The following is a 26,178-nucleotide window of genomic DNA, read 5'->3' on the forward strand; positions in this document are numbered from 1 at the left end:
GGTGTGTCGCGACGGTCTGGAAGACTGCGCGGAGCCATGAGCCAGTTACCCGATCAGCCCGCCGAAGGCCCCGTCCCGACCAGCGCCGATGTCGCGCGGCTCGCCGGTGTCTCCCGGGCCACCGTGTCCTACGTCCTCAACAACAACGCGCAGGTGCGGATCAGCGATCAGACCCGCCGCCGGGTACGGGAGGCGGCCGACGAACTCGGCTACGTACCCCACGCCGCCGCCCGCACCCTGCGCGCCGGTCACTCGCGGATGGTGCTGCTGCCCACCGGCAACCTGCCGACCGGCCCCCTGCACCTGCGCTTCCTGCGCGACCTGGAGGCGGGGCTGCGGCGCCTCGACTACACGGTCGTCCAGTACGGCTCGCTCGGCCTCGGCGCCGACGACGCCGCCCGCGCCTGGGCGGAACTCCGCCCCGCCGCCGTCATCGTGCCCGGCTCCGTCCCCCTCGCCCCGCGCGGCACGGCCGTGCTCCGACGCTCCGGCGCCAAGGCCGTCATCACGCTGGGCCCCGACCCGGTGGAGGGCGCCCACGCCCTGATCATGGATCAGCGCGAGGTCGGCGGCTGCGCGGTGCGCCATCTGCTGGAACGCGGCAGGCGCCGCATCGGCGTGGTGATGCCCGAGGACCCCGCCACCGCGCTCTTCGCCGCCCCGCGCCTGGCCGGCGCCCGGGAGGCCGCGCTGAACGGCGGCGCCCACGTCGAGGTGCTGCCGCTGCGCTACGAGGAGGAGTCGGCCGCGTCCCTGGCCGCCCGCTGGCCCGCGCTCGGCCTGGACGCCGTCTTCGCGTACGACGACACCTACGCGATGCTCCTGATGCGGGCCCTCCAGGACGCCGGGATCGGGATACCCGCCGAGGCCGCCGTGGTGGGCGCAGACGACTCCATGCTCGGGCGGCTGCTGCGGCCGAGGCTCAGCAGCGTACGGATGGAGCTGGCGACCGCCCAGCCGCTGGCCGACCTCGTGGACCGGCTCGTCCGGCACCCCAGGACCCCGCCCGAACGGCACGACCTGCTGCGCGCCCGCACCGTACGCCGGGAATCCAGCTGAACCGGCCCGACGACGTGCGCGGCGCACCACCCATGCCTAGCGTCATGACCATGAGCGTTCCGCAGAGCTACGAAATCCTCATCGTCCCCGAGTTCACCGACGACAAGGCCCCCGCGGCCGGTGAGGGCGCTACGGGGGCCAGTGTCAGGGGGGCGGCGGCCAAGGGTTCCGACGGCGGGGGGCCGGGCGCCGCCATCCGGGCGGCCGTGGTCACCGCCACGGGGGAGACGGGCGAGACCGGCTACCCCCGGTACGCGGGCGACGGCATGGTGGCCGACATCGATCCCAGGACCAAAACCGTCGAGGGCCTGCTCGTGGACGGCTCGGAACTCGCGTACGGGCTCTCGGCCCGCGTCGCGGAGCGCGGCACGGACACCTGACGCCGTACTGCCGGGGTAGGGGCGGCGGCCTTACTGCTGCCCCTCCGCCTTGCCCTTCTGCTCGGCCTCGACGGCCTTGCGGACCTCGTCCATGTCCAGATTCCTGGCCTGGCCGATGACGTCCTCCAGGGCCGCCTCCGGCAGTGCGCCGGGCTGCGCGAAGACCGCCACGTTGTCCCGGACGATCATCAGCGTGGGGATCGACCGGATGTCGAAGGCCGCCGCCAGCTCCTGCTGCGCCTCCGTGTCGACCTTGGCGAAGACCAGGTCCGCGTGGCGCTCGGACGCCGCGTCGTACACCGGGGCGAACTGCCGGCACGGGCCGCACCAGGAAGCCCAGAAGTCGATCAGGACGAACTCGTTGTCGCTGACGACCTGGTCGAAGTTTTCCTTGGTGAGCTCTACGGTGCTCATGCGTTGCTCCCTCTTCCTGTGCCCGTATGAGACGTGTCCGGGTCAACGGTGCCCGATCTCGTGCTATTCCGTGCCTGCCCATGTGGCCGACGCCCACACCCCCCGCCAGAATGGGCCGCATGACACATGGAGCGGAGCCTGTCGCGTACGACGTCGTGGTCATCGGAGCGGGTCCGGTGGGTGAGAACGTGGCGGACCGGGCCCGGGCCGCCGGGCTGACCACCGCCGTGGTCGAGTCGGAACTGATCGGAGGCGAGTGCTCCTACTGGGCCTGCATGCCGAGCAAGGCGCTCCTGCGCCCCGTCGTCGCCCGCGCCGACGCCCGCCGCGTCCCCGGCCTGAGCGGCGCCGTCCAGGGACCGCTGGACGCCGCCGCCGTCCTCGCCCATCGCGACGAGTACGCCTCGCACTGGAAGGACGACGGCCAGGCCGCTTGGCTCGACGGGATCGGGGCCGACATCTTCCGCGGCCACGGCCGGCTGACCGGCCCCAAACAGGTCACCGTCACCGCGCCCGACGGCACGGAACACCGGCTCACCGCCCGGCACGCCGTCGCCGTCTGCACGGGCAGCAGGGCCGTGGTCCCCGACCTCCCCGGCATCGAGGACGCCCGCCCGTGGACGAGCCGCGAGGCGACGAGCGCCAAGAAGGTCCCCGGCCGGCTCGTCGTGGTCGGCGGGGGAGTCGTCGGTGTGGAGATGGCCACCGTCTGGAACGCGCTCGGTGCGAAGGTCACCATGCTCGTACGCGGCGATGGCCTGCTGCCCCGGATGGAGCCGTTCGCCGGGGAGTTGGTCGCCGAGGCGCTGACCGAGGCCGGAGCGGAGATCCGTACGGGCGTCTCGGCCACCGCCGTACGCCGTCCGGGTGGCGACGGCCCGGTCACCGTGGAACTCGACAACGGCGAGAGCGTGGAGGCCGACGAGGTCCTCTTCGCCACCGGCCGCGCCCCGCGCACCGGCGACCTGGGCCTGGAGACGGTCGGCCTGGAACCCGGCAGCTGGCTCACCGTGGACGACACCTGCCGGGTCGAGGGCACGGACTGGCTCTACGCGGCGGGCGACGTCAACCACCGCGCGCTCCTGACCCACCAGGGCAAGTACCAGGCACGCATCACGGGCGACGCGATCGGCGCCCGCGCGCAGGGCAAGCCGCTGGACACCGCCCGCTGGGGCGCCCACGCGGCGACCGCCGACCACGCGGCCGTCCCGCAGGTCGTCTTCACCGACCCGGAGGCCGCGTCGGTGGGCCTCTCCCTGGCCGAGGCGGAACGGGCCGGCCACCGCGTCCGCGCCGTCGACTACGACCTCGCCTCCGTGGCCGGATCCGGGCTGTACGCGGACGGCTACAAGGGCCGCGCCCGCATGGTCGTGGACCTCGACCGCGAAGTCCTGCTGGGCGTCACCTTCGTCGGACCCGGCATCGGCGAACTGCTCCATTCGGCGACGATGGCCGTCGCGGGCGAGATCCCCGTCGACCGGCTGTGGCACGTGGTGCCGTCGTACCCGACGATCAGCGAGGTGTGGCTGCGGCTGCTGGAGACGTACCGGGGGTAGCCGCCGTCCGTCCGCGTGTGCGGCTCGCGAGGTGCGCCTCGACCGCGTCGAGACCGCTCCACGTCCACGGGGCGGCCGGGGTGCCGTTGGTCTCCAGACCGTACGGCGACCCCTGGCGCGGTTTCACCGGATCCGGGGGCTCGGCGACGTCTGCCGGCACTGCGGATTCCAGGCGATCGGCGGCCTCGGTCTCGCCCGCGGCGCGCAGGGAGGACAGAAGCCCCGTGCGCCGCACCGCGTACGAGACGTCGCGGTGTGCGGCGGCCCCGCTCGATCAAGGCATCGGCGTGTGCCGTCAGACCGTGTTCACGGAGCGTCCGGAGGAGAGTGACGAATCCGTGTGAGTAGGGACCCACCGCCAGGACCGCGCGCCGGGCCAGCCGGTCGAGTGCCTCCGTCAGTCCCTCCCGGTCCAGCGTCTGTGCGAGAAACCGGAGCCTGGCCACCTCGGACGGTGGCACCTCGTCTGCGGCGCGCAGCGCGAACCGCCTCACGGTCTGAGGTCTGCCCACGCGCGCGAGTTCATCGAGGTAGGAGGCGGTGCATTCCGCGTCATCGAGTTCGACGTACCGCACGCTGTCCCGCAGAAGACGCCGGACCAGGTCGTCCCGTTCGAGGCCCTGCAAGGCCCACAGGAGCAGCACCACCTTCTTGACCGATCCCACCTCGAGCTCCGCCAAGGGGTCACGCCCCAGCAACTCGGCGACCAGGTCGTTGAACCCGCAGTACCGCAGCTCGTCCAGAAGCCAGCCGACGGCTTCCGGTTTCTCCAGCTCGGCTACGGGAACGGCCTGTTCCGCCAGCCTGCGGGAGGCGGCGGTCATACCGAGCTCCCGCAGCTCGTACAGGGAGGAGGCCACGAAATCGGTGTCCCGCAGGTCGATGGCGTCGGCCAGCCTGAGGGCGAGCAGGTGCGCGGCTTCCGTGTGCTCCTTCTTCAGTTCCTCCACCAGGCTCAGAAGAGGTTCGATGTCGCCGGACAGATCGACGCGCGAGGCCGCCGCGGAGAACAGGGCCTTTCCGTCCTCGCACCATGGGGGGCAGACACGGTGCGCCACGACGAGCCCCAGCATCGTGGGGGGATGCTCCAGAGCGGCGCGGTCGGCGAGAATCCTCCCGGCGAGGCGCGCCGCAGGAGCGGGGTAGCCGTAGTCGAGGAGCTGTCCGAGGACGTCGGACACGCAGCTCACGTCCGACAGCCGCATGAGCCCCGCCGGATCACGGTCGATGAGCAGGGACTCGTGTCCCAGTTCGCGCAGGGCCCGAAGCAGGTGCGTGACCTCCTCGGCGTCGGAGACGTCGACCTCCTCGACGGCCCTCGCCGCGAGACGGAGGCGTGCGTCGGCGCCCTCGCCTACGAGTTCCAGCAGTCGCGCACGCATGTCCCAGGCCGACTCCCACCGGATGTGGTGCGCCATCCAGAGCGCCATCTCCTCGCGCTCACGTGCCTCGACGGGCGTGGCCAGCAGGAGGCTGATCCACTCCGTGGGACAGCCCGCCACCGTCGCGCGGCGCAGCAGCACCCCACCCTGCTTGATGAACCCTTGCTCCCGTGCCCGGTAGGACAGCTGCATGAGCACAGCCGGGTCCGTGGTGAACGCGGTCACGGCGTCCCACAAGGCGGGCCCGGGAACGGCGGCGGCAGCTTCCACGGCGGCGTTCTGCTGGAGGTAGTCGGCCGGCTCGTACGTGGTCGGGCCGCCCCCGGTGTCCCGCAGTGCGACCAGCGCGGTCAGGGAGTTCCTGATGTCGGTGCGGCGGCCGTCGGCCCGCGCACCCGTGACCAGGGCGGTCAACGCTTCGCGGGCCCAGCCCGGTTCGGCGGGCCTGAGGCGCGGCGGAAGGGCGGCGTCGGCGATGTGCGCCAGCAACTCGTCGGTCAGCGGCGCCCAGTGGCCGGTGTGCCGTACCGCGATCGCGGCGGTGATCAGCGCGTGTTCCACCGGGGTGAAATGCGCGCCGGGACCCATGCGGTACGCGGCCAGGAGTTCGGGTCCACCGCTGAGGTGCTGGACCACCCGCCCGTCGGCCGCTCCGGCCCGTCCGGCCTGCCCCATGCGCGGGTCCCCGCTGGAAAGAGCGAGGCTCTGCCACTCCCCGCGCTGGGCCTCGCTCAGCTCGGCCGGAACCGCGATCCGGTGGGTGACCGGCGCCTCCAGGAGGGCGCGGACGTGGCTGGGCGCGCTCACCGATTCCGGAGGGCGGACGAACTCCTCCCAGTACGGGTTCGTCCACAGCGTGCCGACCACCACCACACCGGGCCGGGTCAGCAGCAGCTCGCGCAGGGCGGCGGCGGCCTCCTCGGCACGGTCCCCTTGGAGGAAGCGCTGCGCCTCGTTGAGCCAGAGCACGTCCCCCGGTGCCACCAGCCCGTCCCTGAGCAGATCCGCCAGGGCGGCGGCGTGCGTGGGCCGCCACAGACGGCGGTGCGGGGCCAACCGGAGGAGCACTTCGAACAGGGCCCGGGTCTTGCCCGTGGAGGAGTCACCGGTGAGCAGGACGAAGCAGGACGTCACCCCGTCCAGCGCCGGGGCGAGCAGACGTTCCAGGTCGATGTCGTGCGGGCGGGCGTAGTAGGGGGTGAGGAAGGCGGTGACCGGCCCTGCCGCCAGGAACGGGGCCTGCTGGACCTGGAGCAGTGCCGGTCCGGCCAGTTGGACGCTGCCCGGGCCGGCGGACACGTCCGTGCGGGGGGTGGGAGCAGCGACGTCCGGCCCGGGCCGGGACCGGTGCCAGAGTTCTCGGAGTTGCCGGTACGTCTCCGGATCGGCCTCGGCGGCCTGCGCGATGCCCGTGACGGTGCGCAGAGTCGGTGCCGGGTGACGGTCGTTCAGGGCCTGGCTGATCGTGGTGGCCGACAAGGGGATCCGCGAGGCGCCGCTGCGCCTGACGATGTCCCTCCGGGTGTACCCCCGGCTGCCGAGCACTTCGCGCAGCCGTTCGCGTAACGCGGCCAGAGCCTCGGCCCGGGCCGAGGCGTCGTCACCGGCCTGCATGCACCCTCCCTGCGGCGGCCCGGTCGGGCGCGCGACCACCGGTCGGGGACCCGTGGGCCGAGCGGTTCGGCTCTGTTCATTGTTGTCCGCCCGAACCCTGCCGTACGGCCGATCGGTCAATCTCGGCCTGTCCGCACACCATTCCGTGAGGAGACGCAAAGGTGCCGCTCGAAGCCGTCGTCGTACTGACCGTGACCGTCGTCGCTCTCGTGCTGCTGATCGCAGGACTGAGCGCTGTCACGGCCGTGTTGCTCGCCCGCCGGTCCGGAACGTCGACCCCTGCCGCTCTCCTGCGGGGAGGTACGGCCTTCGGTGCGGCGCTCTCCCTGCTCGCACTCCTCGCGTCCACGATCGCGGGGCTGCTCCGCTGAGCGTCCGCGGGCGGCGGAGGTCCCGCCGGGCACGCGCCCGGCGGGACGGCCGCGATCAGGCCGGAGGTGCGCTGTCGCTCGTGGTGACGCGCACGTGGTCGACCACGAGTTCGCTGGGGAAGGCGGTGTTGCCGTCGGGGTCGCCGGGCCAGTAGCCGCCGACCGCCAGGTTGAGGATGAGGAAGAACGGCTTGTTGAACGCCCAGGCGTTGCCGTTCGTGTCGGCCGGGGTGCGGTGCTGGTAGACGTTTCCGTCGACCGACCAGGTGACGGAGTCGGGGGCCCAGTCGACGGCGAAGGTGTGGAAGTCGTCGGCGAAGGCCTGGCCGTCGGGCAGGGTGTAGCCGGCCCCGATGCCGCCGGAGCCGGAGTAGCCGGGCCCGTGCAGGGTGCCGTGCACGGTGGAGGGTTCGAAGCCGACGTTCTCCATGACGTCGATCTCACCGGAGTTGGGCCACCCGACCTGTCCGATGTCGTCACCGAGCATCCAGAAGGCGGGCCACATGCCCTGGCCGCGCGGGATCTTCATACGAGCCTCGACGTGGCCATAGGTCTGCGTGAACTTGCCGGAGGTGTTCAGCCTCGCGGAGGTGTACTCGCAGGTGCCGTACCAGCACTGGTAGTTGGAGGGGTTCTCCTTGCGCGCGGTGATGACCAGATGGCCCTGGCCGTCGAGCGCGGCGTTGTTGTTGCCGGAGGTGTAGTACTGCCGTTCGTGGTTGTCGACGTTGTCGCCGGTCTCGATCTGCCACTTGCTGCCGTCCACGGCCGAACCGGCCGGACCGTCGAACTCGTCCGAGAACGACGTCGCGGCGGCGGAGACCGTTTCCGGCTGCCTGGGGGCGCCCGACGCCAGGCCGGACGTGGTGGCGACCAGGGCGAGTACGGAGAGAGCGGGGACCAGGAGACGCCTGGCCCGGTGGGGGGAGTTCATGAACGTTCCTTCCCGTGCGGGACGGGGACATGTGATGCGTCATGCATATGACAAGTGGGGGCATGGCCATCACGTGGGGGGATGATGGTGCTTTAGTTCACTACGTGATTTAAGAAGTGAACCATCGGGGTGTCAAGGCTCAGGGACGGACAACAGTTCTTGCACCATCCGGCTCAGGGCGCACCCCGGTCGCCCTCCCCGCCGCCCTCGCGGTCCGCGAGCGCGCGCCCGACGCGGAGGTTCCAGCGCCCGGAGCGCCCGCTCAGTTCCGTCAGCGTGAGCGGGGCGACGTCGAGGCGCCAGAACACCTGCGGCGGCAGCCCCAGCGCGTGGACCACGGCCGCGCGCACCAGGGACGGTTCGGCGACCGCCAGCACCCGGCCCTCACCGGTCAGCGAGTCGAGCCAGGCCCCCGCCCTGGCGCACAGGCCGAGCAGCGACTCGCCGCCGTGCGGGGCGGCCGACGGGTCGCCCAGCCAGGCCGCGACCCCCTCCGGCTCCCGCGCGCCCACCTCGTCCAGTCGGGCACCCGACCAGCGCCCCAACTCCCAGTCCCGCACGGCGGTTTCGGTCACCGAGCGCAGCCCCAGCGCCTCCGCCGTCCGGGCGCACCGCTCGGACGGCCCGTGCACCAGCCGGTCCGCGTCCGGGACGTGGGGCGCGGCCAGCCGGGCCGCCCGCACGCCGGACGCGTCGAGCGCGGCGTCGCCGGCGAACCGGGCCTCGCGCAGTGCCGCGTTCATCGCCGGTGAGATCAACATCACCCGTACCGTCACTACCACCCTCAACTCCCCGAACATGGGCCCCACGGCCAAGCACACCATGGCATCCGGGCCGCGCGGACCGCTTGTAAGGGGCATGGCGGTGCCCGGTGCCCAGGGGGTATGGTCGCGGCGACATGACGAGGGTGTGAAGGAAGTCCGGTGAGAATCCGGCACGGTCGCGCCACTGTGTACCCGCGCACGCGGGAAGTCAGACCCAGCACCTTCGTCTCAGGCACCACGATCGGGACGCGTGTTCCCACAGGAGGTTCTGCCATGGCGCAGACTGCTGCCCCCGCCACCGGCGCATCCGCCATCACCCCCATCTCCCTGAAGGCCATTGCCCCTTGGGCGGTCTTCTTCGGCATCCTCATGCTGGTCCTGCTCTACTTCGTCGGCGCCGAGCAGGGCGCCACGGCCGTCATCTCGGGCGAGGGCGTCCACGAGTGGGTCCACGACGGCCGCCACCTCCTCGGCTTCCCCTGCCACTGACCGACCGGCTGATCCAGGGGAATCCCTCATGAACTCCATATCTGTCAGAGCCCTGCTGGTCCGCGGCATGCTGGCCGGACTGGTCGCGGGCGCGCTCGCGCTGCTCGTCGCCTACTTCCTCGGCGAGTCCAGGGTCGACGCGGCCATCGCGCTCGAAGAGGCCGCGCACAGCGCCCACGGCCACGACCACGGCGCCGCCGAGGAACTCGTCAGCCGCAGCATGCAGTCGACCGCCGGCCTGGCCACCGGTGTGCTCGTCTTCGGCGTCGCGGTCGGCGGTATCGCCGCGCTCGTCTTCTGTTACGCGCTGGGGCGGATGGGCCGGTTCGGCCCGCGCGCCACGGCCGCGCTGATCGCTGGCGCCGCGCTGGTGAGCGTGTACCTCGTGCCGTTCCTGAAGTACCCGGCCAACCCGCCGGCCGTCGGCAACCCCGACACCATCGGCAAACGCACCACGCTGTTCTTCCTGATGGTGGCCCTCAGCGTGCTGCTCGCGGTCGCCGCCGTCATCGTCGGCAAGCGGCTGGCGCCCCGCCTGGGCAACTGGAACGCGACGGTCGTGGCAGCCGCCGGTTACCTGCTGCTGATCGCCCTCGCCTATGTCTTCCTGCCCTCGTTCAACGAGGTCGGAGCGGACTTCCCGGCCACCCTGCTGTGGCAGTTCCGGCTGGCCACGCTCGCGGTGCAGGCCACGCTGTGGACCACCTTCGGCCTGCTCTTCGGCCACCTCACCGAACGCCTGCTGGTGCCGAGGGCCGAGGCGCTCGCGGACGGCCGGGCGAACCGGACCGCCGCCGCCGTGGGCTGACGGCCGCGGACGCGCTGCAACGGGCGGAGCCCGCCGGGTGATCACCCGGCGGGCTCCGCCCGTTCTACGCCGTCCACTCGGCCAGGTAGTACTTCAGCGAGGCGTCCTCGTCCACCCGGCGCATCCCGGCCGCCGTCATGACGCGCTGCGAGGCGATGTTGCCGGTGTCGGCGTCCCCGCGCACCCGGACGACGCCCTGTTCCCGGGCGAAACGCAGCAGCGCCCGAAGCGCCTCGGAGGCGTAACCCTGTCCGCGCGCCGACTCCACCAACCCGTAGCCGATCGTCACGCTGCGCCGCTCGTCCGGCGCGGCGTGGAAGCCGATGCCGCCGATGACCACACCGTCGGCGCGGAGCCGTATCTCGTACGAACCGAAGGGGCTGGGATCACCGGTGGCCAGGCAGGTCGCGAGGTGGCGCGCGGCGGCTCCCCGCTCACCGGGGGAGGGGTAGCCGGGAGCCCAGCGCGCCCCGGCCGGCGGCGAACCTGCCGCGACGCGCTCGGCTTCGGCGGGGGTCATCGGGTGCAGGACCAAGCGCGGCGTTTCAAGGTCGGTCATGGTCCTGTGAAGTATCACGGGGCCCTGGGGCCGGGCACCTGGAATACCCAACTTCTACGCGGACCCCAGGTCACCGGACAGCGCGGCGGCCAGCCGGAGCTGCGTGTCCGCCTCGCTCTGCCGCCCCTGGCGCTCCAGGGTCCGGCCGAGCATCAGGCGGGCGTAGTGCTCCACCGGGTCGCGCTCCAGAACCGCACGGAGCTCCGTCTCGGCCCGCCCGAGGCTCGCCGAGTGGTAGTAGGCGCGGGCCAGCAGCAGCCGGGGCGCGACCTGCTCCGGGACCTCCGCGACGAGTCCGTCCAGGATGCGGGCCGCGGTCGTGTACTCCTTCGCGTCGAAGAAGAACCCCGCGCGCTCCCAGCGCTCGGCGGCGGTGCCGAACTCGTAGTAGCTGTCGCTCATGTCGTCTCCTCGGTCGGGCGGGTGTCCGATCCGCACAACACCGACAGGTGGTTTAACATTCCACTAATTGTCCGGCGTGGGCGCCACCCGCCCTCGCCCCGCAGCGGAATAGGTTGAGCGCCATGAGCAATCTCGATCGCCAGGCCGTCCCCACCGTCTGCGGAGGCCGCGGTTTCGTCGTCGCGGAGCCCGTACGTGAACTGCTCGCCCCGCGCAAGGTGCGGCTCGGCGAGTCCACCGAGGTCCGCAGGCTGCTGCCCAACCTGGGCCGCCGGATGGTCGGCGCCTGGGCCTTCGTGGACCACTACGGCCCCGACGACATCGCCGACGAACCCGGGATGCAGGTGCCGCCGCACCCGCACATGGGCCTCCAGACCGTCAGCTGGCTGCACGAGGGCGAGGTCCTGCACCGCGACAGCCTCGGCAGCCTCCAGACGGTCCGCCCGCGCGAACTGGGCCTGATGACCTCCGGCCGCGCGATCAGCCATTCCGAGGAGAGCCCCAAACAGCACGCCGCGCTGCTCCACGGCGCCCAGCTCTGGGTGGCGCTCCCGGACGCGCACCGCTTCACCGAGCCCCATTTCCAGCACCACAGCGACCTGCCCACGGTCACCGCCCCCGGCCTCACGGCCACCGTGATCCTGGGCGACCTCGACGGCGCCACCTCTCCCGGCACCGCGTACACCCCGATCGTGGGCGCCGACCTCACTCTGACCCGGGGCGCGCAGGCCCGGCTCCCCCTGGACCCCGACTTCGAGTACGCCGTGCTCTCGATGTCCGGCGAGGCCGAGGTCGACGGCGTCCCGGTCCTCCCCGGCTCCATGCTCTACCTCGGCTGCGGCCGCACGGAACTCCCGCTCCGCGCGGAGTCCGACGCGGGCCTGATGCTCCTGGGCGGCGAGCCGTTCGAGGAGGAGCTGATCATGTGGTGGAATTTCGTGGGCAGGACCCAGGACGAGATCGCCCGGGCCCGCGAGGACTGGATGTCCGGCGACCGATTCGGCACCGTACACGGCTATGACGGACCGCCGATCCCGGCTCCGGCGTTGCCGGACGTGGGACTGAAGCCGCGGGGGCGGGTGCGGTGAGCTGGGGTTTTCACGTCTGAGGGAGCGTTGGGTCCCTGCCTGGGCCGGCTGGGTGTGCGGACGGATGCTCAGGCGCGGACCGGCTTCGCCAAGTTGACGTCGCCGTCCTCGCGAAGGCCGGCGACGCGGGCGTAGCCCTGGCGCCGGTAGAAGGAGAGGTTGCGGTGACTGGCGGCGCCGGTGGACAGGACGATCCGGGTGCAGCCCTCCTCGACCGACTCGGCTGCGCGCAGCAGCCAGCGGCCTATACCGCGTCCGCGCAGGTCGGGAGCGACGGCGAGCCGCCCGATGTGGAGGTCGCTTCCGTCGCGTCGGGTGCGGACCAGGCCCAGGAGCCGGCCGTCGCGCCACAGGCCCATCGTGTGCCAGTCGGCCAGCCACGCGCGGATGTCGGCGGGTGACTCGTGGAGTGCGGGGATGGCCAGCGTCTCGTTGGCGAGTGCCTCCTCCGTCCAGCAGCAACGCTGCAGCACGGTGACTTCGGGGGCGTCGTGCGGGCCGAGCCGACGTGCGTACGAGCCGGGGAGTGGTCCCTGGACGGATGCCGGGTGCTCGCGCTCACGCATCGGGTTCAGGGCATGAGCGAGACGGACGAGTTCCGCCAGCAGCCCCTGCGCCGCGTCCGCGTGGTGGGGAGCGGGTTCCAGACCGTTGCCGCCCGTCGCCTCCGCGATCCGCAGCGCGACGGTGGCCCCGAGGGGGACCAGTCGCAGGGTGCTCACGACCTGCTTGGCGTGCTGAACCGCGCGGGTGCCGGCCGAGGTATGGCCGTAGCTGACGAAGCCGACCGGCTTCCAGGCCCATTCGGGGCCCAGGTAGTCCAGGGCGTTCTTCAGCGTCGCCGGCATGCCGTAGTTGTACTCGGGCGTCACGACGACGAAGCCGTCGGCCTCGTCGACCATCCGGCTCCAGCGGCGGGAGTGCTCGTGGCGATGGATGCCGCTGGAGGGATGCTCCTCCTCGTCCAGGAACGGCAGGTCGAGGTCGCCGATCGAAACGGGGACAAGCTCCACCCCGAGCGCCTCGGAACTCGGCGCGAGTACGTCCGTCAGCCAGCGCCCGACGGCGGGGCCGAGCGCGTTGGGGCGAGTGCTGCAGACCAGCACGAGGACGCGCAGAGTTTTCGTTGTCATGTAAACGAAGCTAGCCGGTAGATTGATTACATGTCAACGAAGAAGGAAAGCGGCTCCCCCGGTGACTGGCTCACCCTCGACGAGGAGCGCGACTGGCGGGCGTACCTGCGTATGGTCACCGCCGTCCAGGGCCGCACCGCGCGCGACCTGGCCGCCCTCGGGCTCTCCGAGCCGGACTACGAGGTGCTCAGCACCCTGTCCGAAAGAACGGACGGCACCAGCACGCTGCACGAGCAGGCCACCAAGATGGGCTGGTCGCGCAGTCGCCTGTCCCGGCACGCCTCCCGCATGGAGGCCCGCGACCTCATCCGCCGCGCCCCCGATCCGGCCGATGGCCGAGGCTGCCTGCTCGTCCTCACCTCCACCGGGCGGCAAACACTCCGGGACGCCGCCCCCCACCACGTCGCCTCCGTGCGCCGGCACTTCGTCGACCGCCTCACACCCGACGAGCTCGCCGCCCTCGGCCACATCGCGCGCAAACTGTCGAAGGGGCAGTAGGACAGTGCGCCTCGATGCCCAGGAGGGCGCAGGCGGGTACGAGTTGCAGCGCCGAGCGTATCGCTGCAATCACTCGTTCCGAGGTGTCCCGTACGTGGCGTCAAGCATCAGAGCGAGCAGCCGGTCGGGCTGTTGCGCGTCGTGGCTGCGAGCTGTGGACAGCGCGATCCCGACGACAAGGTGGATCAGGTCGTCGGCGGTCAGGTCGGCGCGTGCCGTGCCCCGCCGCTGAGCCTGGGCAAGAAGACCGGCTGCGGTGTCCAGGATCAGCTGATGGCAGTCGAGCCCCAGCGCGACCGGCTCCTCGACCATCAACGCGCCCGCCAGGCCTTGATTGAGCCTGGCATGAACGAGGAACGCGCGCAGCCATTGCGTCAGCGCGTCGTCGGCGGGTTCCGACGAGGACAGCGTCGCGGCGAGCTCGCACAGCGTCTCGATCCGGCCTTCGAGGACCGCGGTCAGCAGGGCGGAGCGGTTCGGGAAGTGACGGTACAAGGTGCCCGGGCCGACGCCGGCGCGGCGGGCGACCTCGTTGAGAGACGCCTCCGGTCCGGCTTCGGCAAATACTTCCTGCGCTGTGGCGATGAGGCGTTCCCGGTTGAGTCGCGCATCGGTACGCCGCGGTCGTCGCGCGGGGACGTGCCCGTGTGTGGTCGCCATCGTCCCGTCTTTCGGTCGAGTCCGGAGTAGTTAAGCGGAGTACCTCTCCGTATAGTAGCGTCCATCAACCGGAGAGGTTCTCCGGAAAACGTGACCTGGGGAGTGCGGATGACGGACAGCGGGCAGGCCGAACTGGGGCGAGTCGGGATCTGGACCTTCGCCTACGAGGGGCAGCCTGCTGGGCGGGTACGGGAATCGGCCGCGGAGATCGAGGAGTTGGGTTACGGGGCCATCTGGTACGGGGAGGCGTTCGGCCGCGACACAGTGGGCCAAGCGTGGCTGCTGTTGTCGGCGACACAGCGCATCGTCGTCGCCTCCGGGATCGCCAACATCGCGTTCCGGGAGCCCATCGCCACCGCTACCGCGACACGTGCGCTGGGGGAGGCGTTCCCCGGACGCTACGTACTCGGCCTGGGCGGTCACCGCGTCGACGACACCGTCCGCGAACTGGACGGCTACCCCGTTCCGGCCCGCGGCAGAGCGGTGACCACCATGCGCGCCTAGCTGCAGGCCATGGACGCGGTACCCGCCCGCGGCCCCGTACCGGACCCGGCTCCGCGCCGCGTACTCGCCGCCCTCGGCCCGAAGATGCTTCAACTGGCCGCCGAACACACCTGGGGCGCGCACCCCTACTTCGTGTCCACCGAGCACACCGAACAGGCGCGCCGGATCATGGGGCCGAGCGCCTTTCTCGCTGTGGAGCAGGCAGTGGTGCTCGACACCAACCTGAGCCGCGCCCGCCAAGTGGCCACATCACACGTCGCCGGCTACCTCTCGGCACCGCATCAGGAAGCGAATATTCGGCGACTCGGCTTCAACGACGACGACATGGTCGGCGGGCCGAGCCGTCGACTGGTGGATGCGATCGTTGCATATGGGGCGGCGGAAGCAATTCGCCGACGTGTTCAGGAGCACCTCGACGCAGGAGCTGACCACGTATGCCTGCAAGTACTCACCGCCGACACCGGCTCCCTGCCCGAGCACGAGTGGCGCGAGCTTGCCTCTGCTCTCCTGCCCCACCACACAGCATGAGTGACGGCTCACCCCTGTGCCGCGGTCGCGTTCGGGGCGTGGATCGAAGTGCGGCTGTTCGGCTTGGCGAGCGCTGTTCATGTGGACGTCGGTCATGGACGAGCGGAGCACAGTGCGCGGTCGACGAGAGCCGTCACGTCTTGCGTCTGCCGGGTGGCGCTCCTTTCATCGCCCGGTCGGCTGTGCAGGGAGACCGTGACGATGGTCCGGCCGTCCGGAGTCGTGGCAGGCCACAACAGGTATCCGAATCCGTCGCCGCTGTGCCCCCAGTACCCGCCGCCGCAGGACAGTGGCGTCCAGAACAGGCCGAGCCCGTCACGCGTGCCCGGTGGAAAGCCGCGGTCTGCGGGGACTTCGACGGTGCGCTGCATCTCAGCCAGCTGGGCGGGGGCCAGAAGCCTGCCTCGCACCAGTGCCCTATAGAACCTGTTGGTGTCCGCGGCTGTGCTGATCATCGACCCGTCGGCATCGGCGTCGAAGGGCAGGTAGGCGACCGTGGTGTCGGTCATGGCACCACCCGGCTCGAACTGCTGGTAGTTCCGGGCAGGGGAGCCGGGCAGGAACGGCCAGTTGCCGGGTGTGAGGGTGTGGGTGAGCCGTAGCGGACGAAGAATCCTGGCCCGAACCTCGTACTCCCATGAATGGCCCGTGACCGCCTTGATGACCATGCCGGCGAGAACATAGTTGGTGTTGGAGTACTCCCAGCCGCTACCGGGTGCGAACGACGGCGGGTGCTTCATCGCGAGGGCCACACGCTGCCGGGAGGTGTAGGTGGTCCAGCGGTTCACGCGATACCCGGCCGCGCTGAGATCAGGAACGACATCGCCGATGTAGTCGGGCAACCCGCTGGTGTGCTGGAGCAGGTGGCGCAGAGTGATCCGGTGCCCGTCATTGCCGTGGCCACGGACCAGGCCGGGCAGCCACGTGTCCACCGTATCGTCCAGCGACAGGCGGCCTTCGCCGGCGAGTTGGAGCAGTACGGTCGCGACGAACGTCTTCGTGGTGCTGCCGATCCTCAGGTAGCCGTCCGTCGCCACAGGCTGCCCGGTACTGAGATCGCCGACCCCGCTACGGACGGTCCGCACTCTGTGGGGCGTCTCCAGTCTCACCGACACGCCTGTGACGCCGTCGTCCCGCAGGCTGTCGGCATCGCGCTGCAGTTGGGACAGGTGATCGGGGGTCGCCGCTCTGGACCCGGCCGGAGGGAGTAGTGCCAGAAGGGCAACAGCGAGCACGGTCACTGTCCGACGACTGATCCGACTCCGCATGATCGACATGAGGCAACGCTAAGAACGAAGCGTCTCGCGAACCATCCGGCCAACCGGAGGTCCCATGGTCGGGTTCTCCCCAGTGCGCTGGGCCCGGCGGATCGGCGAGCGGATGGTCGGTTGACTATGCGCACCGGTGGCGGATCCAATGACCAGCGTGATCACCCGGGCGCTCCTGCTGCGCCGAGACGTGATGAATGCGGACCGGCTGCCCTGACCAGGTGCGATTCGGGCAGACCGTGACCGCGTAGCCCCGAGGGAGACGTTTACCGATGACCACACCACCATCGCTGTCCGGAGCAGAGCACGCAGAGGGGGCGTCCGTCCGTGTGGGCGTTCTCGTCCCTTTGACGCGGCCAGGCTGGGCCGAGGCGGGGCGACACTTGCTCGCAGGGTTCGAGCTGGCCGTTGACAAGGTCAATGACACAGGCGGGATTGACGGCAGACGACTGGAGCTGATGGTCCGCGACACCGCGGCCGATCCGGAGCGGGCGGTGGCGGCCGTGGACGAACTGGCCGCCCTGGGTGTGGCTGTTGTGGCGGGCGAGTACCACAGCGTCGTCGCCCGCGCCGCTGCCGGCCGGGCCGACGCCCTGGGCGTGCCGTACCTCTGCTCGTCCGCCGTGCTTGACGAGCTCACCGAGGAGCCGACGCAGTGGATCGCGCGCCTTGCCCCGCCGCAGTCCCGTGGCTGGCGGATCTACGCGGACTTCCTCCTCGGTGAGGGACGACGCCGGATCGCCGTGGCGACCCAGCCGAGCGTCTACTGGGCGTCCGGGACCCGCGTCCTGCGGGAGCACCTGGCTCCACACGGCGGCACTGTCGTCGAACTCGACATGAGCGTGCTCACCCCCGAGGCTCTCTGCGATGCGCTCGTGGACCACGGCGCGACGGCGCTGCTCCTGCTGGTCGGCCACCCGGAGCCGGCGGTGCCGATCGTCAGGGCCGTACGGGATGACGTGCGACTCGCGGAGGTCCTGATCGGCGCTCCGGCCGGACAACCGGAGTTTGCCGAATGGGCCGCGCTTCTGGGCGAGGACGGCGCCGAGATCCCGTTTCTGCGTTACCTGCCCGAGGTCCTCGGCCCGCTCGCCGAACGCGTCGAGAAGGAGCTTCGCGAGCGTCTGGGCGAAGCGCCTTCCTTCGTCGCCTTCGAGGGCTGGGACACCGCCACTGTCCTCGCCGAGGTGTTGCGCTCCCACGGCACGGACCGGGCCGCCATCGCCGCGTCATGGCCGCGCGTGGTGGTCGATGGCGCCCGCGGGCCGATCCGGTTCTCCCGCACCACGGGCATCGGCGTCTGGCAATGGGCTTGGGCACCGATCCAAGTCGTCGACCGGGACCCCGCGGAGCCCGATCGCTTTCGGATCCTGCGCACCGGCTGAGAGGGCGCGGAGGCCCGACTGCCCCAGAGGCCATGCGGACCGCACTCGACCGCATGGCCTCGTGGTAGTCTGCCGGGTCGAAATACGGATCGTCCACCGGTGCCCCCCAGCTGCTGCGAGGTCCCAGCTCATCCGGCACCAGCCGCTCAACAATCCCGACGACGTGCTCCGCCTACGGCTTGCTGGAACACACGGTGTCGGTCCAGATCGCCTGGAGGTCACGGCAGACAAGGGTGAGTGTGCCGTCCCAACAGGCGATCTCGTGACGGCAGCCGTCCCTGTACGGCAGGATCTCGTCGAGAATCACATCCCCGAGGTCCGCTCCGCGGTCCCCGTCGGCGGGATCGATGATGAAGCTGGACACCCCTGCGTAGCGGATCAGCAGATCTTGGTCGTGCTTCCAGCAGTTGTGCTGGAACTCGACCTCCATCTCCTCGCCGCCGGTGCTCCGGACGGCCCGAAGCGTCAGGTCCTTCACGCATCGCCTGCTGCGGAAGTCGTAGTGATCCGCATCAGTGGCGAACGACCGTGCACCCGGCGGCAGATCGCCACAGATCGAGGGCAGCTGCTTCAGGTAGCGAGAAGGGTCCAACACCCCTGACAGGTCGCCGACCTGCGCATCGAGATCGACGTACTCCATCAGCCCGGCTCCCTCATGGCTTCCTCCTGGTCGACGAATCGTCGCACGGACTCACCAAACGAGATGACGTCCACATGCTCGGACGAACCTTTGCGGACGCCGCCCAAAGTGTCCTGGAACGCTCACAACGCAAGCCGCTCACCGGCGTCGCGCCAGTAGTCGGTGAGCATCTCGCCCGGCCAGGCCGGCTCACGCACGGTTCCGCGCGGTGCCATCTCCTCGAAGTACGGGGCCAGATCCAGGACCGGCGTTCCGTCGACGGCGTCGAGATCCGTCACGAGGAGGTCTCGGCCCTCCACGCTCAGCAGCCTGGGGTAGCTGATGGCCAGTTGATTGGGCCTTCTATGATTTCGGTGGACGAATGTACCGGTCGCCGGCCACTGCGGGTTGCCTCGCGGGCTGCGTGCATGGAGCTGGACATCGCCCGGCTGGGCCAGGTGGAAGGTCCAGGTCACCGTCAAGTGAGAGAATTCATCGATGCCTTGCAGGGTTTCGAGAGGAAAGCTCTCGTTGAGTCTGATGATCGCTTGGATGCCGCCCTGGTAGTCGTCCAGGACTTGAGTATGGCCGCCGACGACCGTAGCGATCGGTGCGACTTCAAATGTTTCCATCGGCCCTCTTTCCTATCCGCTGGGGTGACATGTGCTGCGGCGCCGCACCGCAGCGACGGTGCCGCATAACGGTCAGCCTATGGCGCGCAGCATCTCGGCCGCGTAGCCGTCGAGCTGCCGGGAAGCGGGACGGCTCCATCTCGCAGATGGCTGGCCTGAGCCGAGCGTCCCGAGGCCCCACCGCGCTGCTGGTCTCGCGCGGAGTAGCAGGTAGTCAGTCCCCGTACGTCGTCGATGTCGCCCTGTGTCACGCGCCGGAGCGAGGCCACTGGGCGACCTGCCGCTGCTGCCCGCCAAGGTGGCGCAATGAGCTCGCGGACAGGTCGTGTTTGATCGACTTCCGATCCGTGGCGTACTCCTCGAAGCGCATCTGCCCGTACCTCCCTGCTGCTGTGCGCGCAGGACCGTTCATTCCATGCACGACCAGCCCGCCCATCACCTCTTCTCGTACGGCACTCTGCAGCAAACCGAGGTCCAGCTCTCCCAGTTCGGCCGTCTGCTCCACGGGCGCCCCGATGCCTTGCGCGGCTACCGCATCACGACCGTGCAGATCACCGACCCGGCCGTGGTCGAGGCCAGTGGCTCCGACCGGCACCCGATGGTCGTCCCCGCCCCCGGCTCGGCGGACCTCGTCGAGGGGCAGGTCCTCGCGATCACCGATGCCGAACTCGCCGTGGCGGACGCCTATGGGGTGGACGAGTACACCCGTGTGAAGGTGACCTTGCGCTCGGGAACGCGCGCATGGGTGTATCTGGACCGGGCGAGCGCCGGGACGGATGCCGTCCGGGAGTGGCTGCGGAGTATCGAGGTGTTCGCCGGTCCGCTGCCGGACTTCGACCCGGCCGTTGCCCCGGCCGAGCCGGTCGACCTGTTCCTCGCCTGGCGCCGCGCTGCTCTCGCCGCCGGTGTGCCCGATGCGCACGCCATGTTCCGCTGGAGTTGGCCACGCGGTCCGGGGACCTCGTGCACGGGCCTTCCGCGGCCGAGGGACGGCACATCCGCCGGGACGCGGATCGGCCCCGCCCTGCTCGGGCCGGCCGCGGCATGCGGGAACGACACCCTCCCCGTACGCCCCCGCCCACGCGTCCGGGTCCTCGTCACCGGCGACGAACTCACCCGCGCGGGGCGGCCCGCGACGGGCCGTGTACGCGACGCGCTCGGACCGCTCCTGCCGCCCCGCATCGAAGCGAGCGGAGGCGAGACCGTGGACGTCCGGCACGTGCCGGACCGCCCCGTCGGCTCGCTGCGCGCGTGCGTCGGCGCCGGGGCGTACGAAGGCGTGGACGTCACCGTGGTGACCGGCTCCACCTCGGTCGGCGTCACCGATCAGTTGCGGCTGCTGCTCGCGGAGGCGGACGCGCACTGGGTGGTCGACTCGGTGGCCTGCCGCCCCGGACACCCCCAGCTCCTGGCCCGGCTGCCCGGGCACTGGGTGGTGGGCCTGCCTGGAAACCCGTACGGCGCCCTGGTCGCCGCGCACACCCTGCTGGCGCCGCTGCTGTCCGGACTCCTCGGCCGTCCGCTGCCCGCCCTGCCCCGTATCCCGCTCACCGGCGACATCCGGCCCGTCCCCGGCCGCACCCGCCTGGTACCGGTGGCCTGGGACGGCGCCACCGCGCGCCCCGTCGGCGGTGACCGCCCCGCCTTCCTGCACGGGGCGGCGCCGGCCGACGCCCTCGCCGCCGTGGCGCCGGACTGGCGGCCCGGGCAGCCCGCGCCCCTGATCCTCCACCACTGAGACGGAGCGGTTTCGGGCCCACGGCACGCGGACCTTCCGGACAGGCGGCAGGGGTGGCTGGAATCAGTTGCCGCCGACCGCCGATATGATCCCTCCGACCGTCCCGCGAGAAGAGCGCCGGCATCACCGCTGATGCCTGCCGCCACATCTCCGAGCATCCGCGGTGACAGGTCGGTCATGTGGTGTGAGTGCCGCGTCCTGGGCATCACGCCTTCTGACGTTGCCCGGGAAAGAAGCGAGGTAGGGCAGTGATCTGCGTCGGCGGCATGATCGGGATCGGCAAGACCAGTGTGGCCGAACTGATCGCCAAGGAGCTGGGGAGCAAGGTCTTCTACGAGAGCGTGGAGGACAACCCGATCCTGCCGCTCTTCTACACCGCCGCCCCCGAGGAGATAGAGGCGAAGCGCTACCCGTTCCTCCTCCAGCTCTACTTCCTGCAGACGCGGTTCGCCGCGATCAAGGAGGCGTACCGGCAGGACGACAACGTCCTCGACCGGTCGATCTACGAGGACTGGTACTTCGCCAAGGTCAACCACGATCTCGGCAGGATCAGCTCCCTGGAGATGCGGGTGTACGAGGGGCTGCTCGCGGAGATGATGCGCGAGATCGACGGCCTGCCGTACCGCAAGGCGCCGGATCTCATGGTGTACCTCCGGGCCGACTTCGGGACCGTGCTGCACCGCATCGGGCTGCGGGGGCGCGACTTCGAGCAGGACGAGGGGCTCGTGGAGTACTACCGGATGCTGTGGTCCGGCTACGACGACTGGGTACGCGAGCACTACTCCGCCAGCGACGTCCTGGTGATCGACATGAACCGGACCGATGTCGTGAACAACCCCGAGGACGCCGAGCGCGTCGTCCGGGAGGTCGTGGACGCCCTGGCCCTCGCGAGGGCTCGGGGTCTCTGATCCGGGCCGGGTCCTCGGACGAGAGGCGGGTGGCATGGTGGCCGGTGGCCGTGACGCGGCGGACGACGTGACGACGGACGAGATCGAAGCGGCCCTGCGCGACGTCGCGCAGCTGGGTGGCTTCTTCGCCCTCGACACCATCCGTGGGCCCGCGTCCGGCGAGGGGCGCCTCACGCCGGAGGGGTTCGCGGCGCTGGCCAGGACCGTCAACGAACGCTACGGGACCGCCGAAGCCCGTATCGGCGTGTCCGTCGCCCACCTCGGACTCGCGGCGCGCCTGTGGTCGCCGGTCCTCGCCTGCGCCCTCGTCCATGGGGTGGTGCCGGTGATGGACACCGTGGAGTGGGCCGGGAACGGCTCGGCGCTCCGGCTGGCCGGGCCGCGAGGCCGCCGCGCGGCCCGGCCCATTGCGGCGTCGGCGGATGCGGTGGCCGCGCAGGCCGACGGCGTCCTCCAGCGCGTGGAGAGCCACCTGCCGGCGAAGGCGGCGCCGCGGCTGCTCGCGGGGAACTCCGCTTCCGCGCTGGTCGGATCGGCGGCGCAGCTGCTGAGGTCCCGGCCCGGGCTGCGGGGGCCGCTCACCGAGGTGACGGGGGCGCTCCTGGAGACGGGACGGCTGCGCGGGACCGGCCGGATCACCGGACCCGGGCTCACCTTCCGCCGCCGCAGCTGCTGCCTGTACTACCGGGTGCCGGGCGGCTCGACGTGCGGGGACTGCTGCCTGATCCGGTGAGCCGCCTCGGCCCGCCGCCGCTTCGGCGGTGACGGGGACAGTTCCCGATGAGCGTAACCACTCCTTCTTGCTCCTTGGATCGATCATTCGATCAATGAGCGGTTGTGTTGAGCGAATCTCTTGACCTGATCAATCGTGACCTCTACTTTCGGGCCACCCACCCCAGGAGGTTCTCGCATGAGCATCAGAGCCAGTCGTGTGCTCTTCGCCGTGTCCGTCGCCCTCGTCGGCACCGCCGTCCTGCCGAACCAGGCGGCGACGGCGGCCGGTTCCACCACCTACGTCGACTGCTCGCGCTCCACCGCGGGGACCGGCACCCAGGCCAGCCCCTTCAACAGCATCGCCCAGGCCAACGGCAAGACCTACGGAGCGGGCGACACGCTCGCCTTCGCCTCCGGCACCACCTGCAAGGGCGCGCTCGCCCCCAAGGGCAGCGGCACCGCGAGCCTGCCCATCACCCTCACCCGTTACGGCTCGGGCGCCCTGCCGGTCCTGAACGGCGACGGGGCCGCAGCCGCCGTCTCGCTGACCGACCAGGACCACTGGACGATCAGCTACCTCAAGATCACCAATCCGGCCGGCTCCCTCGCCCGGCGCACCGGCCTGCGCATCTCCGCCACCGACGGCAAGGCCCACACCGGGTTCGACGTCGGCAACCTCGTCATCGACCGGGTGGCCGGCCAGACCAACAAGACCGGTTCGGTCACCGAGGACTACGTGCAGTCGGGAAGCGTCGTCACCGGTGCCACCGGGGCGAACTCCACGCTCAACGACGTCCACGTGCACCACAACACCGTGAGCAACACGGGCGGCGGCGGCCTGAAGATCCGTACCGGCTCCATGGCCACCAAGGGCAACGGTGTGCTCGTGGAGTACAACACCGTCAAGGACGTCGGCGGTGACGGCATCATCGTCAGCTACGCCAACGCGCCGATGATCCAGTACAACGACGCCTCCGGCGTCGGCAACGGCGTATACCCGTTCTCCGGCGGCAACTTCGCCGGGATCTGGGTCCTCGGCGACCACAACCCGACCATCCAGAAGAACGCGGTGTACGACACCACCAGGATGTCCGTCGCCGACAGCCAGGCGTTCGACTGCGACTGGGGGAACACCGGCTACTGCACGATCCAGTACAACTACAGCCGCGACAACATCGGCGGCTTCTTCCTCGACTGCGACGGCTGCGGCACGATCGGCGGGGCCAAGCAGGTCATCCGCTACAACATCTCCGAGAACGACTGCCGCATGAGCAGCAACAGTTCGGGCCGGTCGGCACTGCACCTGTACAACAACGTCCTCTACTGCACGGACAAGAAGTTCAACGTCACACTTCCGGGCGAGAGCGTGGTCGAGAACAACATCTTCGTCGGTACGGCCGACTCCCAGCTGCCCGCCAGGTCCGGGATCCAGTGGTACTGGAACGTCTTCCAGGGTGTGCCCCGGCCCACGTCCAACGGCATCGCCGGCGACCCGCAGTTCGTCGCTCCGGGCACAGGCGGCAGCTCGATCCACGAGGTCGACGGCTACCGGCTGAAGTCCACCTCGCCCGCTCTCGGCAACGGAGCCGTCGTCACCGACAACGGGGGCCGCGACTACTGGGGCAACGTCGTTCCGTCGACCACCAAGCCCAACCGGGGCGCCTACCAGGGCCCGGGTCTGTAGCCAGCGGCCGTACCGACGTCAAGGAGTGTCATGCGCAAGCCAAATCGACGTGACTTCATCGCCCTCAGCGCGGCGACGGCGGCCGCGGCGGCCGGGGTGAGCGGGCCCCAGGCGGTCCGCGCGTCCGCCGCCGAGCCCAGGAAAGCCCCCGCCGGGGCGACGGCCGCTACCGGAACGCTGAAGGACGCGAAGCACATCGTGATCCTGATGCAGGAGAACCGCAGCTTCGACCACTACTTCGGGATGCTCAAGGGCGTCCGGGGCTTCTCCGACCGCAGCACCGTCGAACTCGCGGGCGGCCACGGCGTCTTCGACCAGCCGAACGGCACCGGCCGCCACTACCCCTGGCAGCTCAGCGCGACGGAGGCGTCCGGGGGCGCCGACCCCGAGCGCCTGGCCCAGTGCAGCGGGGACCTCGCCCACGACTGGGCCAGCCAGCACAGCGCGTGGAACCACGGGAAGATGGACTCCTGGGTCGCGGCCAAGGGCCTGCGCTCCCTGGGCCACCTGACCCGCGAGGACATCCCCTTCCACTACGCCCTGGCCGACACCTGGACGGTCTGCGACGCCTACCACGCCTCCGGGATGAGCGCGACCGGCCCCAACCGCACCTACCTGTGGAGCGGGAAGATCAGCGAGTCGTCCAAGGACGGCGGCAGCGAGTCCGGGCTGACCTGGGAGACGTACGCGGAGGCGCTGGAGAAGGCCGCCGTCAGCTGGAAGGTCTACCAGTCGACGGACAACTACGGTGACAACGGGCTCGCGTACTTCGCGCAGTTCACCTCGGCCCCGGCCAGCAGCCCCCTGCGCGGCAAGGGCATGTCGACGGTCTCCCGGGGCACCACCGAGCCCGGCGACGTGGCCGCCGACATCTGTGACGCGATCGCCGCCGACGTACGCGCGGGCACCCTGCCGCAGGTGTCGTGGATCGTCCCCGACCAGAACTACTCCGAGCACCCCATGGCCACCCCGGCCAACGGCGCCCACTTCGTCCACAAGGTCATCGACGCCCTCAACGCCGACCCGGACGTCTTCAACTCCACGATCCTCTTCCTCAACTACGACGAGAACGACGGCTACTTCGACCACGTCCCGCCACCCACCCCGCCGACCGGGACGGCCGACGAGTTCATCGGCGGGACGAGCATCGGCCTCGGCTTCCGCGTCCCGCTGATCGCGATCTCCCCCTGGAGCCGCGGCGGTTACGTCAACTCTCAGACCAGCGACCACACCTCGGTACTGCGGTTCCTGGAGAAGTGGACGGCCGCGATCGGCAAGCCGGCCACCTGCCCCAACATCAGCGCCTGGAGACGCGCGGTGTGCGGCGACCTCACCAGCATGTTCGACTTCACCAGCCCGGTCTACGGCCTGCCCGCCCTGCCGGCCACCGGGGCCACCGTGGACATGAGCCAGTGCTCCGGCCTGCCCAATCCCGCACCGGTCGACAACAAACTGCCCACCCAGGAAGCGGGCACCCGCAAGGCACGGGCCCTGCCCTACCAGCCGACGGCCGATCTCGTCGCCTTCACCGCCTCCGGCAGCTCCGTCCAGGCCAACATCAAGGTGGCCAACGGTGGCACGGCCGCCTGCCATTTCGCCGTGTACACCAACGGCACACAGCGCTCGGGAGGCCCCTGGCCGTACACGGTCGCAGCGGGCGGCACCGCCACCGACTTCTACAACTGCGGCCCCGGCTACGGAGACGGCCTCTACGACCTCACCGTCCTCGGCCCCAACCGGTTCATGCGCCGCTTCAAGGGCAACTCCACCCGCACCGGCAAGGACCTCCTCGTGGCCGCCTCCGCCGTCACCGTCTCCGGGGCCGTCAAGCTCCGCTTCACCCTGGCCAACAACAGCGCGGCCGCCGTGACGTTCACCATCAAGGCGAACGCGTACCGCACCGGCGGGCCCTGGACGTACACTGTGCCGGCGGGCAGGACCGTCACGGACGACTTCTCGGTGCAGACCTACGGCTCCGGCTGGTACGACCACACCGTCACCGCCTCCGCGGACCCCACCTGGTCACAGCGGTTCGTCGGCCACCTGGAGAACGGCCTGCCCAGCGTCAGCGGCTGAACCCGGGCCGC

At 70.7% G+C, this 26,178-nt stretch carries 24 protein-coding genes, 2 pseudogenes and 1 riboswitch; of the genes and pseudogenes, 15 read left to right on the plus strand and 11 right to left on the minus strand.

The features are described 5' to 3' along the window. The first annotated feature begins 36 nt into the window (after positions 1–36). Both OHS17_RS30575 and OHS17_RS30580 read left to right on the plus strand, forming a co-directional pair. A complete protein-coding gene (locus OHS17_RS30575; protein WP_330314780.1) occupies positions 37–1,059 on the plus strand; it encodes a LacI family DNA-binding transcriptional regulator in 1,023 nt (340 codons plus the stop codon). A 44-nt stretch (positions 1,060–1,103) separates the two neighbouring features. Continuing rightward, positions 1,104–1,439: a hypothetical protein gene (locus OHS17_RS30580; protein WP_330314781.1), complete on the plus strand. Its 336-nt coding sequence runs from the start codon at positions 1,104–1,106 to the stop codon at positions 1,437–1,439. 30 nt (positions 1,440–1,469) lie between these two features. Here OHS17_RS30580 and trxA read toward each other — a convergent pair whose 3' ends face one another. Further along, positions 1,470–1,853: a thioredoxin gene (gene trxA / locus OHS17_RS30585; protein ID WP_018099895.1), complete on the minus strand. Its 384-nt coding sequence runs from the start codon at positions 1,851–1,853 to the stop codon at positions 1,470–1,472. A 119-nt stretch (positions 1,854–1,972) separates the two neighbouring features. On the opposite strand from trxA, the gene OHS17_RS30590 reads away from it, so the two are divergent. Together OHS17_RS30590 and OHS17_RS30595 are read left to right on the plus strand one after the other, a co-directional pair. Next, positions 1,973–3,409 carry a dihydrolipoyl dehydrogenase family protein gene (locus OHS17_RS30590; RefSeq protein ID WP_330314782.1) on the plus strand — a complete coding sequence of 479 codons (1,437 nt, stop codon included), beginning with the start codon at positions 1,973–1,975 and terminating at the stop codon, positions 3,407–3,409. A gap of 3,157 nt (positions 3,410–6,566) precedes the next feature. Next, positions 6,567–6,776, plus strand: a complete 210-nt coding sequence (locus OHS17_RS30595; protein ID WP_330314783.1) for a hypothetical protein — start codon at positions 6,567–6,569, stop codon at positions 6,774–6,776. A gap of 55 nt (positions 6,777–6,831) precedes the next feature. Here OHS17_RS30595 and OHS17_RS30600 read toward each other — a convergent pair whose 3' ends face one another. Next, positions 6,832–7,710 (minus strand): glycoside hydrolase family 16 protein, encoded by an 879-nt coding sequence (locus OHS17_RS30600; RefSeq protein WP_073861891.1) that lies wholly within the window; start codon positions 7,708–7,710, stop codon positions 6,832–6,834. A 173-nt stretch (positions 7,711–7,883) separates the two neighbouring features. Then, positions 7,884–8,471 carry a histidine phosphatase family protein gene (locus tag OHS17_RS30605; RefSeq protein WP_330314784.1) on the minus strand — a complete coding sequence of 196 codons (588 nt, stop codon included), beginning with the start codon at positions 8,469–8,471 and terminating at the stop codon, positions 7,884–7,886. A 139-nt stretch (positions 8,472–8,610) separates the two neighbouring features. Next, positions 8,611–8,702: riboswitch (adenosylcobalamin (AdoCbl) riboswitch) on the plus strand. A gap of 45 nt (positions 8,703–8,747) precedes the next feature. Between OHS17_RS30605 and OHS17_RS30610 the strand changes: the two genes are divergently transcribed. Both OHS17_RS30610 and OHS17_RS30615 read left to right on the plus strand, forming a co-directional pair. Then, positions 8,748–8,963 carry a CbtB domain-containing protein gene (locus OHS17_RS30610; RefSeq protein ID WP_018099889.1) on the plus strand — a complete coding sequence of 72 codons (216 nt, stop codon included), beginning with the start codon at positions 8,748–8,750 and terminating at the stop codon, positions 8,961–8,963. Between the two features lie 28 nt (positions 8,964–8,991). After that, on the plus strand, positions 8,992–9,771 hold the full coding sequence (locus OHS17_RS30615; RefSeq protein WP_330314785.1) for a CbtA family protein: 780 nt from the start codon (positions 8,992–8,994) through the stop codon (positions 9,769–9,771). Between the two features lie 64 nt (positions 9,772–9,835). On the opposite strand, the gene OHS17_RS30620 is transcribed toward OHS17_RS30615, so the two are convergent. Continuing rightward, the gene (locus tag OHS17_RS30620; protein WP_330314786.1) at positions 9,836–10,330 is read right to left on the minus strand and encodes a GNAT family N-acetyltransferase; all 495 of its coding nucleotides are present in this window, start codon (positions 10,328–10,330) and stop codon (positions 9,836–9,838) included. A 54-nt stretch (positions 10,331–10,384) separates the two neighbouring features. Continuing rightward, positions 10,385–10,732, minus strand: a complete 348-nt coding sequence (locus OHS17_RS30625) for a tetratricopeptide repeat protein (RefSeq protein WP_330314787.1) — start codon at positions 10,730–10,732, stop codon at positions 10,385–10,387. A 122-nt stretch (positions 10,733–10,854) separates the two neighbouring features. Between OHS17_RS30625 and OHS17_RS30630 the strand changes: the two genes are divergently transcribed. Next, complete coding sequence (locus tag OHS17_RS30630; protein ID WP_330314788.1) at positions 10,855–11,820, plus strand: pirin family protein; 966 nt, start codon at positions 10,855–10,857, stop codon at positions 11,818–11,820. A gap of 68 nt (positions 11,821–11,888) precedes the next feature. On the opposite strand, the gene OHS17_RS30635 is transcribed toward OHS17_RS30630, so the two are convergent. After that, positions 11,889–12,953, minus strand: a complete 1,065-nt coding sequence (locus tag OHS17_RS30635; protein WP_330314789.1) for a bifunctional NAD(P)H-dependent oxidoreductase/GNAT family N-acetyltransferase — start codon at positions 12,951–12,953, stop codon at positions 11,889–11,891. 30 nt (positions 12,954–12,983) lie between these two features. Here OHS17_RS30635 and OHS17_RS30640 point away from each other — a divergent pair, with 30 nt between their 5' ends. Next, entirely contained in the window at positions 12,984–13,451 is a 468-nt protein-coding gene (locus OHS17_RS30640) for a MarR family winged helix-turn-helix transcriptional regulator (RefSeq protein ID WP_330314790.1), read from the plus strand. A gap of 69 nt (positions 13,452–13,520) precedes the next feature. Here OHS17_RS30640 and OHS17_RS30645 read toward each other — a convergent pair whose 3' ends face one another. Then, a complete protein-coding gene (locus tag OHS17_RS30645) occupies positions 13,521–14,111 on the minus strand; it encodes a TetR/AcrR family transcriptional regulator (protein WP_330314791.1) in 591 nt (196 codons plus the stop codon). 108 nt (positions 14,112–14,219) lie between these two features. On the opposite strand from OHS17_RS30645, the pseudogene OHS17_RS30650 reads away from it, so the two are divergent. After that, positions 14,220–15,143, plus strand: a pseudogene (locus tag OHS17_RS30650) (TIGR03620 family F420-dependent LLM class oxidoreductase). A 92-nt stretch (positions 15,144–15,235) separates the two neighbouring features. Here OHS17_RS30650 and OHS17_RS30655 read toward each other — a convergent pair. After that, positions 15,236–16,420, minus strand: coding sequence for a serine hydrolase domain-containing protein (locus OHS17_RS30655; RefSeq protein WP_330314792.1), 1,185 nt, complete (start codon positions 16,418–16,420; stop codon positions 15,236–15,238). A 263-nt stretch (positions 16,421–16,683) separates the two neighbouring features. Here OHS17_RS30655 and OHS17_RS30660 point away from each other — a divergent pair, with 263 nt between their 5' ends. Then, entirely contained in the window at positions 16,684–17,796 is a 1,113-nt protein-coding gene (locus OHS17_RS30660; RefSeq protein ID WP_330314793.1) for an ABC transporter substrate-binding protein, read from the plus strand. 172 nt (positions 17,797–17,968) lie between these two features. On the opposite strand, the gene OHS17_RS30665 is transcribed toward OHS17_RS30660, so the two are convergent. The 3 genes and pseudogenes from OHS17_RS30665 to OHS17_RS30675 form a co-directional block, all read right to left on the minus strand. Beyond that, positions 17,969–18,436, minus strand: coding sequence for a hypothetical protein (locus OHS17_RS30665; protein WP_330314794.1), 468 nt, complete (start codon positions 18,434–18,436; stop codon positions 17,969–17,971). A 122-nt stretch (positions 18,437–18,558) separates the two neighbouring features. Beyond that, positions 18,559–19,047: an SAM-dependent methyltransferase gene (locus OHS17_RS30670; protein ID WP_330314795.1), complete on the minus strand. Its 489-nt coding sequence runs from the start codon at positions 19,045–19,047 to the stop codon at positions 18,559–18,561. Positions 19,048–19,148: 101 nt separating this feature from the next. Then, positions 19,149–19,337 (minus strand): annotated as a pseudogene (locus tag OHS17_RS30675) (Tat pathway signal protein); the annotation flags it as partial. Positions 19,338–19,462: 125 nt separating this feature from the next. Here OHS17_RS30675 and OHS17_RS30680 point away from each other — a divergent pair. The 5 genes from OHS17_RS30680 (at position 19,463) to OHS17_RS30700 (ending at position 26,167) form a co-directional block, all read left to right on the plus strand. Beyond that, on the plus strand, positions 19,463–20,785 hold the full coding sequence (locus OHS17_RS30680; RefSeq protein WP_330314796.1) for a molybdopterin-binding protein: 1,323 nt from the start codon (positions 19,463–19,465) through the stop codon (positions 20,783–20,785). A gap of 248 nt (positions 20,786–21,033) precedes the next feature. Further along, positions 21,034–21,693, plus strand: coding sequence for a deoxynucleoside kinase (locus tag OHS17_RS30685; protein ID WP_330314797.1), 660 nt, complete (start codon positions 21,034–21,036; stop codon positions 21,691–21,693). Positions 21,694–21,727: 34 nt separating this feature from the next. Continuing rightward, positions 21,728–22,426: a (2Fe-2S)-binding protein gene (locus OHS17_RS30690; RefSeq protein WP_330314798.1), complete on the plus strand. Its 699-nt coding sequence runs from the start codon at positions 21,728–21,730 to the stop codon at positions 22,424–22,426. 198 nt (positions 22,427–22,624) lie between these two features. Then, positions 22,625–24,091, plus strand: coding sequence for a right-handed parallel beta-helix repeat-containing protein (locus tag OHS17_RS30695; protein WP_330315400.1), 1,467 nt, complete (start codon positions 22,625–22,627; stop codon positions 24,089–24,091). Positions 24,092–24,121: 30 nt separating this feature from the next. Continuing rightward, positions 24,122–26,167, plus strand: a complete 2,046-nt coding sequence (locus tag OHS17_RS30700; RefSeq protein ID WP_330314799.1) for a phosphocholine-specific phospholipase C — start codon at positions 24,122–24,124, stop codon at positions 26,165–26,167. Positions 26,168–26,178: the final 11 nt, after the last annotated feature.

Source organism: Streptomyces sp. NBC_00523, from assembly GCF_036346615.1.
GTDB lineage: Bacteria > Actinomycetota > Actinomycetes > Streptomycetales > Streptomycetaceae > Streptomyces.

Coding starts and splice junctions, on each gene's coding strand:
- OHS17_RS30575 (WP_330314780.1), top strand. CDS start 37: ATGAGCCAGTTACCCGATCAGCCCGCCGAAGGCCCCGTCCCGACCAGC.
- OHS17_RS30580 (WP_330314781.1), top strand. CDS start 1,104: ATGACCATGAGCGTTCCGCAGAGCTACGAAATCCTCATCGTCCCCGAG.
- trxA (WP_018099895.1), bottom strand. CDS start 1,853: ATGAGCACCGTAGAGCTCACCAAGGAAAACTTCGACCAGGTCGTCAGC.
- OHS17_RS30590 (WP_330314782.1), top strand. CDS start 1,973: ATGACACATGGAGCGGAGCCTGTCGCGTACGACGTCGTGGTCATCGGA.
- OHS17_RS30600 (WP_073861891.1), bottom strand. CDS start 7,710: ATGAACTCCCCCCACCGGGCCAGGCGTCTCCTGGTCCCCGCTCTCTCC.
- OHS17_RS30605 (WP_330314784.1), bottom strand. CDS start 8,471: ATGTTGATCTCACCGGCGATGAACGCGGCACTGCGCGAGGCCCGGTTC.
- OHS17_RS30610 (WP_018099889.1), top strand. CDS start 8,748: ATGGCGCAGACTGCTGCCCCCGCCACCGGCGCATCCGCCATCACCCCC.
- OHS17_RS30615 (WP_330314785.1), top strand. CDS start 8,992: ATGAACTCCATATCTGTCAGAGCCCTGCTGGTCCGCGGCATGCTGGCC.
- OHS17_RS30620 (WP_330314786.1), bottom strand. CDS start 10,330: ATGACCGACCTTGAAACGCCGCGCTTGGTCCTGCACCCGATGACCCCC.
- OHS17_RS30625 (WP_330314787.1), bottom strand. CDS start 10,732: ATGAGCGACAGCTACTACGAGTTCGGCACCGCCGCCGAGCGCTGGGAG.
- OHS17_RS30630 (WP_330314788.1), top strand. CDS start 10,855: ATGAGCAATCTCGATCGCCAGGCCGTCCCCACCGTCTGCGGAGGCCGC.
- OHS17_RS30635 (WP_330314789.1), bottom strand. CDS start 12,953: ATGACAACGAAAACTCTGCGCGTCCTCGTGCTGGTCTGCAGCACTCGC.
- OHS17_RS30640 (WP_330314790.1), top strand. CDS start 12,984: ATGTCAACGAAGAAGGAAAGCGGCTCCCCCGGTGACTGGCTCACCCTC.
- OHS17_RS30645 (WP_330314791.1), bottom strand. CDS start 14,111: ATGGCGACCACACACGGGCACGTCCCCGCGCGACGACCGCGGCGTACC.
- OHS17_RS30655 (WP_330314792.1), bottom strand. CDS start 16,420: ATGTCGATCATGCGGAGTCGGATCAGTCGTCGGACAGTGACCGTGCTC.
- OHS17_RS30660 (WP_330314793.1), top strand. CDS start 16,684: ATGACCACACCACCATCGCTGTCCGGAGCAGAGCACGCAGAGGGGGCG.
- OHS17_RS30665 (WP_330314794.1), bottom strand. CDS start 18,436: ATGGAGTACGTCGATCTCGATGCGCAGGTCGGCGACCTGTCAGGGGTG.
- OHS17_RS30670 (WP_330314795.1), bottom strand. CDS start 19,047: ATGGAAACATTTGAAGTCGCACCGATCGCTACGGTCGTCGGCGGCCAT.
- OHS17_RS30680 (WP_330314796.1), top strand. CDS start 19,463: ATGCACGACCAGCCCGCCCATCACCTCTTCTCGTACGGCACTCTGCAG.
- OHS17_RS30690 (WP_330314798.1), top strand. CDS start 21,728: ATGGTGGCCGGTGGCCGTGACGCGGCGGACGACGTGACGACGGACGAG.
- OHS17_RS30700 (WP_330314799.1), top strand. CDS start 24,122: ATGCGCAAGCCAAATCGACGTGACTTCATCGCCCTCAGCGCGGCGACG.